At 49.7% G+C, this 16,540-nt stretch carries 13 protein-coding genes and 1 tRNA gene; 10 read left to right on the top strand and 4 right to left on the bottom strand.

Annotation, left to right across the window (positions count from 1 at the left end):
• Positions 1–151 precede the first annotated feature (151 nt).
• On the top strand, positions 152–1,306 hold the full coding sequence (locus tag DW677_RS00175; protein ID WP_181968269.1) for an N-acetylmuramoyl-L-alanine amidase: 1,155 nt from the start codon (positions 152–154) through the stop codon (positions 1,304–1,306).
• Positions 1,307–1,555: 249 nt separating this feature from the next.
• On the opposite strand, the gene DW677_RS00170 is transcribed toward DW677_RS00175, so the two are convergent.
• Positions 1,556–1,628: transfer RNA gene (locus tag DW677_RS00170), tRNA-Ala, on the bottom strand.
• A gap of 412 nt (positions 1,629–2,040) precedes the next feature.
• On the opposite strand from DW677_RS00170, the gene DW677_RS00165 reads away from it, so the two are divergent.
• The gene (locus DW677_RS00165; protein WP_117566279.1) at positions 2,041–2,448 is read left to right on the top strand and encodes a ribonuclease Z; all 408 of its coding nucleotides are present in this window, start codon (positions 2,041–2,043) and stop codon (positions 2,446–2,448) included.
• A 168-nt stretch (positions 2,449–2,616) separates the two neighbouring features.
• Complete coding sequence (locus DW677_RS00160; protein ID WP_117566278.1) at positions 2,617–3,738, top strand: DNA/RNA non-specific endonuclease; 1,122 nt, start codon at positions 2,617–2,619, stop codon at positions 3,736–3,738.
• 124 nt (positions 3,739–3,862) lie between these two features.
• Here DW677_RS00160 and DW677_RS00155 read toward each other — a convergent pair whose 3' ends face one another.
• The gene (locus DW677_RS00155; protein WP_117552058.1) at positions 3,863–4,786 is read right to left on the bottom strand and encodes an Rpn family recombination-promoting nuclease/putative transposase; all 924 of its coding nucleotides are present in this window, start codon (positions 4,784–4,786) and stop codon (positions 3,863–3,865) included.
• Positions 4,787–5,311: 525 nt separating this feature from the next.
• Between DW677_RS00155 and DW677_RS00150 the strand changes: the two genes are divergently transcribed.
• The gene (locus DW677_RS00150; RefSeq protein WP_015554939.1) at positions 5,312–6,136 is read left to right on the top strand and encodes an EFR1 family ferrodoxin; all 825 of its coding nucleotides are present in this window, start codon (positions 5,312–5,314) and stop codon (positions 6,134–6,136) included.
• Between the two features lie 375 nt (positions 6,137–6,511).
• Here DW677_RS00150 and DW677_RS00145 read toward each other — a convergent pair whose 3' ends face one another.
• Complete coding sequence (locus DW677_RS00145; protein WP_117566277.1) at positions 6,512–7,015, bottom strand: hypothetical protein; 504 nt, start codon at positions 7,013–7,015, stop codon at positions 6,512–6,514.
• A 120-nt stretch (positions 7,016–7,135) separates the two neighbouring features.
• Positions 7,136–7,891, bottom strand: coding sequence for a 4Fe-4S binding protein (locus tag DW677_RS00140; RefSeq protein WP_117566276.1), 756 nt, complete (start codon positions 7,889–7,891; stop codon positions 7,136–7,138).
• A gap of 289 nt (positions 7,892–8,180) precedes the next feature.
• Here DW677_RS00140 and DW677_RS00135 point away from each other — a divergent pair, with 289 nt between their 5' ends.
• From DW677_RS00135 to ilvD, 6 genes are all read left to right on the top strand, one after another.
• Positions 8,181–8,837 (top strand): Crp/Fnr family transcriptional regulator, encoded by a 657-nt coding sequence (locus tag DW677_RS00135; RefSeq protein WP_117470646.1) that lies wholly within the window; start codon positions 8,181–8,183, stop codon positions 8,835–8,837.
• A gap of 167 nt (positions 8,838–9,004) precedes the next feature.
• Complete coding sequence (locus DW677_RS00130) at positions 9,005–9,718, top strand: peptidoglycan recognition family protein (RefSeq protein ID WP_117470647.1); 714 nt, start codon at positions 9,005–9,007, stop codon at positions 9,716–9,718.
• Positions 9,719–9,923: 205 nt separating this feature from the next.
• Positions 9,924–11,591 (top strand): Na/Pi cotransporter family protein, encoded by a 1,668-nt coding sequence (locus tag DW677_RS00125; RefSeq protein ID WP_117566275.1) that lies wholly within the window; start codon positions 9,924–9,926, stop codon positions 11,589–11,591.
• Between the two features lie 172 nt (positions 11,592–11,763).
• Entirely contained in the window at positions 11,764–12,501 is a 738-nt protein-coding gene (locus tag DW677_RS00120; protein ID WP_117503007.1) for a FadR/GntR family transcriptional regulator, read from the top strand.
• Positions 12,502–12,866: 365 nt separating this feature from the next.
• Positions 12,867–14,222 carry a gluconate:H+ symporter gene (locus DW677_RS00115; protein ID WP_117566274.1) on the top strand — a complete coding sequence of 452 codons (1,356 nt, stop codon included), beginning with the start codon at positions 12,867–12,869 and terminating at the stop codon, positions 14,220–14,222.
• 289 nt (positions 14,223–14,511) lie between these two features.
• A complete protein-coding gene (gene ilvD / locus DW677_RS00110) occupies positions 14,512–16,251 on the top strand; it encodes a dihydroxy-acid dehydratase (RefSeq protein ID WP_347473009.1) in 1,740 nt (579 codons plus the stop codon).
• Positions 16,252–16,540: the final 289 nt, after the last annotated feature.

The following is a 16,540-nucleotide window of genomic DNA, read 5'->3' as shown; positions in this document are numbered from 1 at the left end:
TTGGAAGATTTCGGACAGCCTGGTAGAGATGCCGGGCTGTCTTGATAAGGAAAGTAAGGCTTGAAGAAATGAATTCCTCAGACTGGGAAGCCGGGACATATTAAAATTTTTCCGGGTGGATCAGGTCCGGAATGCATGGGAAGGAAAAAATATGGAGAAAAAGAAGAGTATTAAAAGACATGCGGCAGGTCTCTGTGCGGGACTCGGTATCCTGTTCGCCGCAGCGGTACCGATGACGGCGTTTGCGGATACGGTTTATGTGAACGCGTCGAAATTAAATTACAGGAATCAGCCGTCCACTGCATCCGGGGCGGTTCTCGGAAGCCTGCCCCGCGGGACAGAGCTTTCCAGAGTGAAAAACAATGGGGAGTGGAGCGAGGTGCAGATCGGCGGGGCGAAAATGACCGTCTATGTGGCAAGCCGCTATCTGACGACCAGCAAGCCGCAGAGCAGCACTGCGAAAACGGGGGCGGCAACCGTGGGCGGAACATCCACAGCCGCTGCCGATGGAACTGTGACAGTGCCGGACTCCTTAAAGGCGTATGTGGATAAAGCTTATCAGGTAGGAATGGAATCTAACTGGAAATATGCGGGGATGTCCGCGATCAACAGCGGCTGTGCGGTATTCTATCACAATGGGACCGCAAACCGCAAAAACAAGGTAGTTGCCGTAAATGCCGGACATGGAACATCCGGTGGATCGAAGGTAAAGACATTCTGTCATCCGGATCAGACGGCGAAGGTGACAGGCGGAACGACGGGCGCAGGCGCGACAAAGGCGGTGGCGGTATCCGGCGGAATGACGTTCGCGGATGGAACGGCGGAGAGTACCGTGACGCTCCGTATGGCGCAGATCTTCCGGAATAAGCTTCTGGCGGCGGGATATGATGTGCTGATGATCCGCGATGGAAGTGATGTGCAGCTCGACAATGTGGCGAGAACCGTCATGGCGAACAACAAGGCAGACTGCCATATCGCCCTGCACTGGGATTCCACGAAGACGGACAAGGGCGCATTTTATATGAGTGTGCCGAATAATGCCGCCTATCGTGCCATGGAGCCGGTGGCGTCCAACTGGGAGTCCCACAATAAGCTCGGAAGCGCTCTGGTGGGAGGATTGAAGCAGAACGGTGTGAAGATCTTCTCGTCGGGATCCATGGAGATGGATCTGACCCAGACGTCGTATTCTACGATTCCGAGTATTGATATTGAGCTTGGGGATGGGAAATCTGCTCATGATGATGCGACGTTAGGAAAACTGGCGGATGGACTTGTTGTCGGTGTGAACAGTTATTTTGGACAGTGATCCGGGCTCGTAAGTTCAAGACAGAATGAATGGAATGCCGCTGCTGGGGAAAATACCTGGCGGCGGTTTTTGGAATTAATGGGAGGTTATACCGGAACTTCCTGGTAATCAAAAAAATTACATGACGAAGATGTGCATTTGCGCGAAGATGTAGATTAACGCAGATGAATGCGAGGATGTTGAAAACTACGGGGGGGACTCTTTCCATATAAAAAACACCATCTCTCAATGGAAATGGTGTTTTTTCAGTGGACCTGATCGGATTCGAACCGACGACCCCCACAATGCGAATGTGGTGCGCTCCCAACTGCGCTACAAGCCCATAACGATATTTTTTTGACCTCATTATTATCGCACCGCAGGGGACAGATGTCAAGATTTTCCATGGGAAAAATGAAAAAAAGTTACCGCACAGCCACAACATTATCCAGACCAGCGAAGGGCTTTCAGGGATTTTTAACGCAGATTGTAACTATTCAGTACCTTCATAGTTACACGCAAAAATCCATTCCAGATCAGCTTCGCTGATGGGATTTTTGCCCTCCAGCCTATGTTTTCTTACGGTCAGCGCAGCAAGTGCGCAGACCTACTGAACAGTTACTGCAGATTTAACTTTTAACTAACTAGAGCTGAACGGTAAGATTTTCAGGAAAGAGATGCCGAACATATGTTTACATAAACGGAAACATAGTGTATAATACCTATATGGAAAAGAAACGGAAAGAGGGGATCAAATGATACTGATCGTATGCGTGGATGACCATAATGGAATGATGTTCAACCATCGCCGCCAGAGCCAGGATCGAGTCCTGCGGGCAGATATTCTGGAACTTACGGATGGAAAAAAACTTTGGATGAATGCCTACAGCAGAAAACAGTTTGCGGAGAGTGATGCGGAGAAAATCCTGGTGGATGAGACGTTTCTCGATGCTGCGGGGGACGGGGAGTTCTGCTTTGTGGAGAATGCGGACGTCTCCGGCTGTGCGGAGCGGATCGAGGAAATCTATCTCTACCACTGGAACAGGGATTATCCGGCGGATGTGTATTTTCCGGTGGACCTCAGCGTGTGGAAGTGCGTGGAGACGAAAGAATTTGCGGGATCTTCCCACGAGAAAATTACGAGAGAGCGGTATACCCGTTAAAATATGAATGTATGATAGGCAGAATGACGCTGGAGACAGTTCCAATTCCGATATTTCAGAAAATATAGCGGGAGATTGGAGATTGGGACAGGGGGGAGTATGTACGGAGCATTTGGCGGAAAGGCGGACTGCGATAGAAAATATGGCAACAGAGGGGAATGACAGAATATGAATCATTTAAGAAAATGGCTGCTTTGCGTGATCGCGGCGGTCTCTTTGACGGTAACGGCCTGTGGGGGAGATGCGGCCGCTAATGCCAGTGTGGCGGCAGATGTTGCTCATGCGGCGGGAAATATCCTTGGAAGTCTTGCTGAGGCGGCAGAGAACTCCGGAGCTGGGAATAGCGGCGGACAGGGAAATAAAACGTCATCGGGGATGACAGGAAACCCGTCGGCAACCGGGGAATTCCGTCTCTCCGATATTCCGGAGTATACGGACTCCCCCTATGTGGCGGTCAATGGAAATGTTCCGTATTTTACGGAGGACGACCTGACGGATGTCTCCTTTGAACGCTACAGTGATTTGGATTCATTAGGCCGCTGCGGTGTGGCTTATGCCTCCGTCAGTACCGATACGATGCCGACGGAAAAGCGGGGTTCCATCGGAGAGGTAAAGCCAACAGGGTGGATCAATGCGAAATATGATTTTGTGGATGGAAAATATCTGTATAACCGATGCCATCTGATCGGATACCAGCTGACTGCGGAGAACGCGAACGAAAAGAATCTGATCACGGGTACGAGATACCTTAATGTTCAGGGAATGCTGCCGTTTGAGAACCTGACAGCCGACTATGTAAAAGAAACCGGAAACCATGTGATGTACCGCGTGACACCGGTTTTTGAGGGAGACAATCTCGTAGCATCCGGCGTTCTGATGGAAGCGGAATCGGTGGAGGACGAAGGCGACGGAGTCCTGTTCTGTGTTTACGTCTACAATGTTCAGCCGGGAGTCACGATCGACTATGCGACGGGAAAGAGTGAATTGGCGAAGAGCGGAAGTACAGGAGGCAGTCAAAGTGGAAGTACGTCAGGTACCGGAAAAACGTCAGGTACATCGTCTACTGGAAACAATTCATCAGGGGCATCTGGAGGTACCGGAAAAAACGATGCAGGAACCTCTGGAAAAGAGAGCGGAACCTATATCCTCAACACGAAGACCATGAAATTCCACCGCACGGACTGCGATTCTGTGAAGAATATCAAGTCTGAGAACCGAAAAAAGTATACGGGGGAGCGGGAGAAGCTGATTGATGAGGGATATGAAGCTTGTAAAAGTTGTAAACCGTAGAGAATATTTCAAAAACATATAAAATTAAGACAATATCAAACGCCCGGCTTTATGCAATCAGTGTATGGAGCCGGGCGTTTATTCAGTCCATATTTGACATAAGATTAAACTGAAATATCAGAGATTAATCATGATGTGAGAAATCATGAAACATTTTTTCTGCAGTGCCTGTATCTAAGCGAAAAGATTTACATAGCTGCTGAATGATTTCGGAATCGGTAAGATTGTGTTCTTTTAGAACATTTATGATCGCATGGATTCCCTCAAGGCGCCCTTCTTTGCGCCCTTCTTTGCGCCCTTCTTCAAGGCCCTCTTCATGGCCTACCTTACGTCCGATGTCAATACCAGTAGATAAAATACTCATATGTGCATCCTCCCATTCTTCACTCTGCTTTACTTCAGTAACAATTGCGTCCAGCCTGCGGATCCTGTCATCAAGGATAATAATCTCGGGATTGGAGAGCGTAGAGTTTTTCATATATTGAAGAAGACTCACGAGTTCATCCCGTTCGTTCTTACTGCTCATATTCAAAAATATCTTCATTGTCTCATCCCCCAGTTCCATCCCCGGAATCTGGTGACAGCGCTCTGTGAATGTGTACATTGCGCGATCCATTCCGAAGAGATCAGTTTGGGTGATGAATATCACGATCGTTGATGGCAAGTGGCGGTATTTTGTGTGTTTTCCTGCCTTTAGCGCCGGTGTATCAAGAAGTCCCTGATAATACCGGGAGCGCTTCCTGAGATCGTCCTCAGACGCATCATTCTGCATCTCTGTAGCAAATTGCCTGGAATCTTCCGCCAATGCCCAGGCGTCGAGCCGGATTCCGCGTCTTCCGTTTTTGTTGAGAATAACGTCCTCAACCCTTACCTGTGTAAGCCTGAGATCTGGTTCATCCAGGATAATACTGAGTACGCATTCCTGCGCCTCCTTGTGCTTCATTACCGCGAGAAACAGGGCGAAATCGCTGAGATTGACATTCATAAAATCGGGCGATTCCCTATACTCTTCAGTGGAGATGAGAGCATGGATCACTTGATTTTCCATTCAGTTACCTTCCTTTCCTGGAAAATTGGGCAGGAGAGGAATTGATACGAGACATCCCCGACTCCCTGCCAGTTGTTTGGGTGATTTCAGCAAAGAGTCTTCAGATGCCGTAATGGCCAGAATAGAAAATAGATCATAGAATTCGTTAGAAACCTTGCTTGGGATTATATTAGCATGTAGGAGTGGGGATGGCAATGTAGTTGGGTATTAAAAAATATTAAAAATTGATAAACTCATTGAGGACACAGAAGCAGAAGATTCCACCGAAATCGAGGAAGCTGAAGACACCGTAGAAATCAAGAAAGATGCCAGCGTAGAGTTCGTACTCGATGAGGCACCGGAACTGTAAATTTCACGAAACAGAAAATGGAAAAGTCTCCGGAAGTAAAATTCCAGGGGCTTCTGTTTTTGTGGGAAGGAGGTTTCTTTTTGCATTGCAATATGCTATACTGATGGGAAGAAATTCATAAAGCAGATTTTATCTGCTAATAAAGAATCATATATCAAGGGAAAAGGTGAGGTATTATGAAGATCACAAAAGTATGGGCGGTATATTTCAGCCCCACAGGAAACACGAAAAAAGTAATCACAACGATGGCGAAAAAGGCGGCGGAAGTTCTTTCTGTGCCGATGGAGACATTTGATTTTACACTTCCGGAGAACCGGGAAGGTGTTACGAGCTTTGAAAGTGAGGATCTTGTATTTTTCAGCACACCGGTCTACGCGGGAAGAATTCCGAATAAGATGCTACCGTATGTGCAGAGCGCTTTTGAGGGAAATGGCGCATTTGCAGTACCGGTATCGGTATTCGGAAACAGAAACTTTGACAACGGTCTGATCGAGCTTCGCAACGAGCTGGAGCTTCACGGCTTCCATACGATCGCAGCTGCTGGAATCCCGACAGAGCATGTGTTCAGCAATAAGCTTGCGACAGGACGTCCGGATGCGGATGATCTCGCGAAGATCGCGGAATTTGGTGAGAAGGTCGCGAAGAAAGTTGCTGATATGACGGAGATCCCGGCAAAGATCGAGGTCCGCGGCGATGATCCGGTGACTGCCTACTATACACCGCTTGGAACGGATGGAAAACCTGCAGTGTTCTTAAAGGCGAAACCGAAGACAGACCCGGAAAAATGCACGAAGTGCGGAATCTGTGCGACAGTCTGTCCGATGGGATCCATCCCGAAGGACGCGCCGGATACCTGCACCGGAATCTGCATCAAGTGCCATGCCTGCATCAAGGCATGTCCGGCAGGCGCAAAGTATTTTGATGACGAGGCATTTTTATCTCATGTGGAAATGCTAAAACAGAATTACCAGAGACGGGCTGAGGCAGAGTGGTTTATCTGATGATTCTATGATTGTATAAAAAATGCATAAAAAATCAATGCAAAAGATTGATACAGAGGGCGAACATAGGCTCCCTGTATCAATTTTTTTCTCATTCGAGAAGATTCCCACTTTTTTAGAGTGGCCAACTGCCGGGGACTGTTAAAATAGAACTCTTTTCTAATGCTGTCAGAAAAAATGTGACTGGAGTTAAGAAGAATTTCTAAAAATTAACTCTTGACAAAAGTCACTTCATAACAGGTGGTGAGTAATCACAAATCTGTCTCAATGGGAGTCAGGTCTCCGACTGAGATAGACAGGTTTGAAGCCTGCCTGCCGGAGCCTGTTCCCGGGATGATCCGTGGGAGACCTGGCACAGGACTTTGACTCCTGCATTCAGTCATTCAGTGCCGCCAATTTTTCAAAATACGGCGCAAACAGCTCCTTTTCATATGCATATCCCGCCATGAACACGCAGTCCATAAAGAGTCGTGTGATCTCCGGATCTTCCTGCTCCGCGAGAATGCGCTTCCATTCCTCTTTCGCGTGCTGGCTGAGTTCTGCGAGCAGCCGGTTCCGGTCCTCGAAGAGGCCGTTGTCGGTGCAGTTTAAGTCCTTCGGAAGAAAGTCCGCAGTCCTTCCGCAGGGGGATGGGCAAGCGGCGCAGTCTGGGGAGACAATGGATTTCTGCTTATGGATCTGCTCCACAAGGTCTCTGGCGGCAGAGGTGGAGAGCGGATCCCCTGGTGTCACGGCTGAGAGGGCCGCGAAAAGGACCGGCGCGGTTCCGGCCGGAAGCTCCTTTGCCTCCGCGGCGCGGGCGAGCCCGATGAGGGCGCAGATGACAGCGTCCTGCTCCGGAGTGCGGCCGGAGATGTTTATAGTAGTTGATAGAGACATATAAGTTCCCTTCTTAAATATAAAAATGTCTATTCGGTAGCTTCATAGTTACAGGCAAAAATCCCTTCCAGATCGGCTATGCTGATGGGATTTCCAAAAAGAACTGGCAGGGGCGGGATCTTATTTTAAGATCCGTCCATCGGTGCTGATCGTGTACACCTGCCACGGAATAAACTTTCCGCTGGCCATCAGCGCGTTCTTCACGGCCGACTCGATCCCACCGCAGCACGGAACCTCCATGCGGACAACGGTCACGCTCTGGATATCATTATTGCGGATGATCTCTGTGAGCTTCTCGGAATAGTCCACGGAATCCAGCTTCGGACATCCGATCAGTGTCACATGTCCGTCAATGAAATCGTTGTGGAAGTTTCCGTATGCGTAAGCAGTACAATCCGCGGAAACGAGAAGCTTTGCACCGTCAAAGTACGGGGCGCGGACCGGGACGAGCTTGATCTGAACCGGCCATTGGGAGAGTCGGCTCTCCATGGAGACAGGTGCAGTGTGTCCCGGAATCGCTGCGTTGTTAGATGCAGGCGCGGAGGCATGTGTGATCGTGCGGCTCATGCTTCCCGGGCATCCTGTAAATTCCGGCTTCGGGGACGGTGCCTCTGTCGGCATGAGGGAAGCAGCTTTTCTTGCCGCCATGTGTGCCAGAACCGCCTCATGGTCATAAGCGGCAGCCTCGCGCTCCTCAAAGCTGATGGCGTCCGCCGGACAGGCCGGAAGACAGTTTCCAAGGCCGTCACAGTAATCGTCGCGGATCAGCTTCGCCTTTCCGTCGATCATCGCGATTGCGCCTTCCTGACAGGCTGCTGCGCATGCTCCGCAGCCGTTGCATTTTTCTTCATCAATTTTTACGATCGTTCTTTTCAATTTAAGTTCCCCTTTCAAAATGTGTAAATATTGTCTCAGCAATTTCTATTGCGGTGTATTTGCTGCCATGTATCCGGAAAAAGCGGATCGTGGCAGATTTTGTAAGTGTCATGTATTGACTTTTGTATCGTCAATATACTACAATGATGACAAAAAGTATGTTGTATTTCCAACGAAAAATCCGCAATGTGGTACATTCAGAACTGAAAAAAGGTAGACCGCACGTGATGGAAGAAGGAAACAGGAAAGTGCAAATGGCCGCCCGTGTTAGGTGAAAGAAAGGAAAACTATGATCCACAAAGAAGAAATTCCGGATTCCCCGCTTTTCGCCGGAATCCACCCGGAAGAAAAGGAGAGCATCTTGAAATGTCTCTCCGCAGTCGAAAAGAAATACGAAAAAGGCGACGCGGTCTTTCTTGCAGGAACTGCGATCCGCTCCATGGGATTCATCCTCTCCGGAAGTGTCGATATCTCCCGGGACGATTTCTGGGGAAACAGGCAGGTCCTTGGACATGCTGGGAGCGGCGAGCTCTTCGGAGAGGCCTATGCCTGTATGCCTGGCGAGTCTCTGATGGTAAATGTGGAGGCGGCGGAGAAGTGCCGGATCCTGTTTCTGGACATCGGAAAGATCCTAAACGTCTGCACCCCGGCATGCTCCCACCACAACCGCCTGATCCACAACCTTCTTTATATTATGGCAAAGAAAAATCTCATGCTGACGCGGAAGATCGACCACATGGGACAGAGGTCCATCCGGGAAAAGGTGATGGCGTACCTATCCTTTGAGTCTGAAAAACAGAAGAAAAAGACCTTCGGAATCCCCTTTAACCGCCAGCAGCTCGCGGATTATCTCGCGGTGGACAGGAGCGCATTGTCTGCGGAGCTCTCCAGGATGAAAAAAGACGGGCTGATTGAATTTGAGAAGAATATTTTTACGCTTTTATAATGTAACTGTTCAGTGTCCTCGCGGTTACGCGCAAAAATCCATTCCAAATCGGCTGTGCCGATGGGATTTTTGACTTCCGGCATAGGTTTTCTTACGGTCAGCCCAGTAAGTGCATAGACCTGCGGAATAGACATCACAATTCTATATATAGAAGAAAGGAAAGAACAATGCCATACAGAGATGAGATCGAAGAGCGAAGGATCCGGCGGGAGGAAAACCGGAGAAGACGAAGAAAGCAGGAGCGGACCCGCCGCATGATCGTAGGCGGACTGGCCGCCGTGATCGTGATCGCCGTGATCGTCACGGCTGTGCTCGTGACAAAGAAGCTTACGGGGAGGAAACAGGTAAATCCGGCGGATGTGGCGGTTCCGGAGTATGTGAATGTGAATTTACTGACCCCGAATGAGTACTCACGGCCGCAGATCCCACTTGAGAAAGTAAACGGCATCGTGGTACACTATGTCGCAAATCCCTGCAGCACCGCTCTGGAAAACCGGAATTATTTTGAGGGATTAAAGGACCAGACGGGTTCGAAGACCACCTCTGTCAGCAGCCATTTTGTGATCGGTCTGGAAGGTGAGGTCGTCCAGTGCGTTCCATTAAATGAGGTGGCCTACGCATCCAACAACCGCAACAGCGACACGATCTCCATCGAGTGCTGCCACCCGGATGAGACCGGAAAATTTTATGACAGTACATATCAGACGCTTGTAAACTTATGCGCGTACCTCTGTGTGGAATTTGATCTGAAGCCGGATGATGTGATCCGCCACTACGACGTGACGGGAAAGATCTGCCCGAAATATTTTGTGGATTATCCGGAGAAATGGGAGGACTTCCATAAGGATGTAAAGAAAGCGATAAAGATTCTGAAGAAGTAACGGGACATTCACTAAAAATTCGAAATTCATTTTGTATTCTTTACCTAAAATTTACAAATATTATATTTATAATTGAAAAAAGCGTGTGCTCTATGATATGATGGAACACGAAGGCAAATTTTGCAGAATCGGATCGAAACTGCGCTTTTGCCACGCCGCCGTGTTAAGACAACAGGCAGCGACAAAAGAGAATGGAGAAGGCATTATGAATATCGGATATCTGGAAAGTATCTTCAGTTTCCTCGGTGGTCTGGGCATGTTCCTTTACGGTATGAGCATCATGGGTGACGGCATGCAGAAGTCAGCGGGAAGTAAGCTGAACAAGTTCCTGAGAATGGTGACGGACAACAGACTTCTGGCAGTCGGTCTCGGCGCTCTGATCACCGCGATCCTGCACAGCAGCGGAGCCACAACCGTCATGGTCGTTGGTTTCGTAAACGCCGGAATTTTGAATCTGACCCAGGCGGTCGGAGTCATCATGGGCGCAAACATCGGTACAACGATCACCGCATGGATGGTTTCCTTAAACTCTCTGGGGGATGCGATGAAGATCCTGCAGCCGTCGTTTTTCGCGCCGCTCGTAGTTGCCATCGGCGCCGCCTTTTTGATGTTTTCCAAGAAGAAAAAGGAGAGTCTGGCAGGTGAGATCTGTATCGGTGTCGGCCTCCTGTTTGTGGGCCTGACCTTCATGTCAGGTTCTGTAGCACCGTACACGGATGCCCCGATCTTTGCGAAGGCGTTTGCGGTACTTGGAAGGAACCCGATCCTCGGTATTCTTGTCGGTGCCCTTGTAACTGCGATCATCCAGAGCTCCACCGCCTCTGTTGGTATCTTACAGACTCTGGCGATGAGCGGAGTGGTATCCACAAATGCCGCGATTTATATTACTCTTGGACAGAATATCGGATCATGTCTGACTGCCCTTTTATCCAGTGCAGGCACAAGCCGAAACGCAAAGCGCGCGTCCGTGATCCATCTGACCTTCAACAGCTTCGGTGCGGTCGTATTTGGAATCGGTATGTATATCATTTCCATGATGCGCCCGGATATTGCCCAGAGCAGTATCAATTCTTTCCAGATCTCGGTGTTCCATACATTCTTTAACGTGACGAACACCCTGCTCTTATTCCCGTTCGCGAAACAGCTCGTTGCGTTTTCCGGTCTGATCGTCCGCGAGACAGGTCAGGAAGAGGAGCAGAAGGAGACAAAGGAGGACGAGCTTCCGGTTCTCGACGAACGTATCTTCAAATCCCCGACCTTTGCTCTTGAAGTCGGTGTGATGGAAGTCGTTCATATGGGTAAGATGGCCCTTGCAAACTTAAAGCTTGCAACAAGCGTCCTTGTGGAAAACAAATATGAATGTCTGGATGAGGTTTTTAAGAACGAGACAGAGATCGATATTTTAAATAAGAAGCTTACCGAATATCTCATTAAGGTCAACAACCTGTCCTTAAACGAGAAGCAGAAGGTTCAGGTCAGCAACCTCTTCTACAGCATCAGCGATTTAGAACGTGTGGGCGACCATGCGGAAAACCTCGCGGAGGCGGCACAGTACCTGAAGGAACATGGACTCGCTTTCTCAGAGACCGGGATCGAGGATCTCAAAGAGATTTCAAGCGCGGCCATCGGAGCTGTGGACCATGCAGTCGCTGCCCGTCAGGATGGCGGAATGGAGGATATCCGTCAGGTCAGCAAGCTGGAAGACCGTGTGGATACTCTCGAGGAGGAGATGCGCGACAAGCACATCGAGCGTCTTTCCAAGAACGAGTGCAACCCGTCTGCCGGCGTTGTGTTCTTAGATATCCTGAGCAATCTGGAACGTATCTCCGACCATGCCTATAATGTGGCCGGATATGTGAAGGATGAGCTGTAAAGCGCATTTCATCTGATGATTTTGATCCCGCATACAGATTCCGGATAATATCCGGACTGTGTGCGGGATTTTTTAGTATTTGCGGTCATTTGGAAAAATCAGCTTGCCAGCATATGCGATCTTCCGTATAATGAAGACATCAGACAACTTGTAACAGAACATGGGGGAAACTATGGAGACGAAGAAAAAAGATGACCGGAAACTTCTGGGCAGCCAGATCGAGGACCGGATCTTAGAGTATATAAAAGAGAAACCGTTGGAGGTGGGAGATCGGCTTCCGAACGAGTTTGAACTTGCGGAGATGTTTGAGGTGGGACGAAGCACGATCCGCGAGGCGGTGAAAGGTCTGGTGACGAAAGGAGTTCTGCAGGTGCGGAGAGGCGCGGGAACGTATGTCAGCAGTCTGACGCCTGCGGAGGACGATCCGTTAAGGCTTAATGCAAAGCTCCATGACAGGTTTAAGCTGGCGCTGGATCTCTTTGACGTCCGTCTGATCTTAGAGCCGGAGATTGCCGCTAAGGCGGCAGTTTACGCGACGGACGAGGATATCGCGACCTTAAAGAGGCTGTGTAAGGAGACGGAGGAACTATATCTGGCGGACAAGGATCATATGCCGAAGGACATCGAGTTCCACACCTGGATCGCCCGGTGCAGCAAGAATCAGGTCATGGAGTCCCTGATCCCGATCATCAATTCGGGAATCAATACCTTTGTAAACTTGACGAGGCGCTCACTGCGGACAGAGACGATCACGACCCACCGGGCCATCACGGAAGCCATCGCAAATCATGATTCCACCGGGGCGCGGTGTGCAATGGTGATGCATCTGACGTATAACAGGCAGGAGCTTTTGAGACGCCGGACGGCTTATAAGGCGCAGGGCGAGACAAAAGAGGAGAAAGAGCAGTAGGAGAGTAAAATGTCAGAAGCCATTCAAATGGAATAAGAATGCAGCGAGCAGGGAAAAATAATGCACAATTTTCCCCTGCTTTTTTTGTGCGAAAAAGAGAAAAGACAAAATACATCAGACAAGTATTGCAAATACCACAGAAAAATGTTAGATTAAGCCCATAGACATAAGACATCAGACAAATACATTAAAGAATTTACTAAACAGCCTGACATGTCTGATGAAAAAGCGGAAAGCAGGAAAAACAAAATATGAACTGTTATTTCCAAATGCAACCATGAAGCGCAGAGTAGTCCGGTTCAGGGGTATGAAACGGATCTTTGCGCGGAACAACCAAAACAAATACACTGGGAGGTAAATCCACTATGTCTGAAGGAGTTGTACTTAACCCGACCCGCCTTGTCCTGGCAGCACTGATCGGTCTTGTGATCCTGCTCGTCCTGATCATCAAATTCAATGTGCAGGCAATGATCGCGATCCTGATCGGAGCGATCAGCATCGGACTTCTTGCGGGAATGCCGACGAAAGATATTATCGCGGCGGTCAATGATGGAATTGGAAACACGTTAAAAGGAATTGCCCTGCTTGTAGGCTTAGGATCCATGTTCGGTGCGATCCTGGAGGTCTCGGGCGGTGCACAGACGATCGCTGTCACGATGGTAAAGAAATTCGGTGACAAAAAGGCCGCGTGGGCGCTTGGAATCACAGGCCTTGTGATCGCGATGCCGGTATTCTTCGATGCAGGACTGATCATTCTGATCCCGTTAGCATTCTCCCTTGCTAAGAAGACAAAGCGTTCCTCTCTTCACTATGTGATCCCGCTCCTTGCGGGACTTGCTGTTGGACATGCGTTCATTCCGCCGACACCGGGTCCGGTTCTCGTAGCGACAATGTTAAATGTAGATCTTGGCTGGGTCATCTTAGTCGGAATCTTCTGCGGAATCTTCGCAATGATCGTAGCCGGTCCGGTATGGGGATCCATCTGTGGTAAGAAGTTTTATGTTCCGGTACCGGAGAGTGTGGCAAATCAGGAAGAGATTGATGAGTCCAAGCTTCCGAGCTTCTGGCTGATCGTTGGGATCATCCTGATCCCGTTAGTGCTCATCATTCTGGACTCCATCTGCGGCGTTGTTCCGGCATTAGCCGGTGTTGCTCCGGTCTTTGAGTTCTTAGGTGAGCCGTTCGTAGCACTGCTGCTCGCGACTTTGGCTGCCATGTTCGGTCTCGGTTTAAAACATGGATACACGATGAAAGAGCTTGAGAAGGTTATGACAAAGTCCTTGGAGCCGACCGGTCTCATCCTTCTCGTTACCGCCTGTGGCGGCGTGCTCCGCTATGTCCTTCAGTACTCCGGTCTTGGAAATGTGATCGGAAATGCAGTTGCATCCATGAACCTTCCGATCGTTGTCCTTGCATTTATCATTGCAGTCCTTGTCCGCATCAGTGTCGGTTCCGCGACCGTTGCCATGACCATGGCGGCAGGTATCGTTGCGGCACTTCCTGGAATCAGTGAGCTGTCTCCGTTATATCTGGCATGTACCGTAGCGGCAGTAGCGGGCGGCTCCACCGTATGCTCCCACTTCAATGATTCCGGTTTCTGGCTGGTAAGATCCCTCGTGGGAATCGACGAGAAGACGACCCTGAAAACCTGGACCATCATGGAGACCTTAGTCGGTGTGACCGGATTCCTTGTAGCACTTGTAATTTCGTTCTTTGCGTAGTAGAAAGATGCAGGCACGCAGCCCAAAGCCGCGGTGCATTCGAAATGCAGAGAAAGAACAAAAGTAACTGTTCAGTAGGTCTGCGCATTTACAGCGCTGACCGTAAGAAAACTTAGAATAGAAGGCAAAAATCCTATCGGCACAGCCGATTTGGAATGGATTTTTGCGCGTAACTGTGAGGGTACTGAACAGTTGCGAACAAAATTGAAAAAACAGTTTCAATAAAAGATATCATTCGCTCAATAACGAGTAACACCCCACAAAGAAAGAAGGAAATATCATGAAATGTCTGAAGAGTCAGGAAATGAGAAAACTTGCACCGGAGCTTGATCCGTTAAGGATCGGAACAGGCTGGAAACCGGAAGAACTTGCGATGCCGCAGGTCATCATCGAAAGCACGGCAGGTGACAGCCATCCGGGAAGCGGACATCTCCATATCCTTGTAGATGAAGTAAAAAAAGGAATCGCTGAGGCAGGCGGCCATGGCGCGAAATATTTCTGCACCGATATCTGTGACGGCGAGAGCCAGGGAACCGATGGAATCAACTACAGCCTTGCAAGCCGTGAGATGATCGCGAACATGATCGAGATCCACGCAAATGCGACTCCCTTCGATGCAGGGGTATATCTCGCAAGCTGTGATAAGGGAATGCCGGCAAACCTCATGGGCTTATTCCGCGTGAATATTCCGGCTGTTGTTGTTCCGGGCGGAACCATGAATGCGGGTCCGGAGATGTTGACCCTGGAACAGCTTGGCATGTACAGCGCCCAGTATGAGCGCGGTGAGATCGACGAGAACCGCTTAAACTGGGCAAAACATAACGCATGTCCGAGCTGCGGCGCCTGTTCCTTTATCGGAACTGCATCCACCATGCAGATCATGGCCGAGGCTCTTGGTCTTGCCCTCCCGGGAAGTGCGTTGATGCCTGCGACAAGCCCGGATCTCTTAAACTACGCGAGAGAGGCCGGAAAACAGGCAGTTAAGCTTGCGAAGATGGACAACATGCGTCCGAGTGATATCGTGACGATGGACAGCTTCGAAAACGCGATCCTTGTACATGCGGCCATCTCCGGAAGTACAAACTGCTTACTCCACCTTCCGGCGATCGCTCATGAGCTTGGATTCGAGATCACAGGTGACACCTTCGACAGACTCCACCGCGGCGCGAAGTATCTTCTTGATATCCGCCCGGCAGGAAAGTGGCCGGCAGAGTGCTTCTACTATGCAGGCGGCGTTCCGGCGATCATGGAGGAGATCAAAGACCACCTTCACCTTGATGTCATGACCGTGACCGGAAAGACTCTCGGCGAGAACTTAAAGGAATTAAAAGAGAACGGATTCTATGAGCGCTGTGAAAAATGGCTTCAGAAGTTCAACGAGCGCTACGGAATCTCCATCACAAGACAGGACATCATCCGTCCGGCTGACAAGGCCATTGGAACCGACGGCAGCATCGCAGTTCTGCGCGGAAACCTTGCTCCGGAAGGTGCGGTCATCAAGCACACCGCATGCCCGAAGGAGATGTTCAAGGCAGTTCTCAAGGCGAGACCGTTTGATAGCGAGGAAGAGTGTCTGGATGCTGTCCTGAAACATAGAGTTCAGAAAGGTGACGCAGTCTTCATCCGTTACGAGGGACCGAAGGGAAGCGGTATGCCGGAGATGTTCTACACCTCCGAGGCCATCAGCAGCGACAAGGAGCTTGGCCGTTCCATCGCCCTGATCACAGACGGAAGATTCTCCGGTGCATCCACAGGTCCGGTTATCGGACACTGCAGCCCGGAGGCGGCAGACGGCGGCCCGATCGCTCTCGTTGAGGAAGGCGATCTCATCGAGATCGATGTGATGGAGAGAAAGTTAAACATCATCGGTATCAAGGGCGAGAGAAAGACTCCGGAGGAGATCGACGCGATCCTTGCCGAGAGAAAGAAAAACTGGAAGCCGAGAGAGCTCCGATACAAGAGCGGTGTGCTCCGTATGTTCAGCGAGCATGCGGCAAGCCCGATGAAAGGTGCATATCTGGAATTCTAAAAAAATAAAATGAGACTGGCAGTAAATGCTGGCTGCCAGCTTGCAAAAGAAGCGTCCCGGATCGTGAGATGACAGTTCTCTCTGATCCGGGGCGTTTTTATATCATTACCATTTCGCATTCCCAATCGGAAAAATCTACTGCTGCCACTGTACTGTTACGGAATTATCAGTTCAGAAAATTCCTATCCGCATACAGGAACAGACACATACTTTTCATATAATAAAGATTGCACGAACGAGTGTTCCTGTGGTAGAATGATGGTATCTGTTGTCGGAATACCGGCGGTTT

This window comes from Clostridium sp. AM25-23AC (assembly GCF_003435125.1).
Lineage (GTDB): Bacteria > Bacillota > Clostridia > Lachnospirales > Lachnospiraceae > Pilosibacter > Pilosibacter fragilis.
This window is presented reverse-complemented; position numbering and strand designations above follow the sequence as displayed.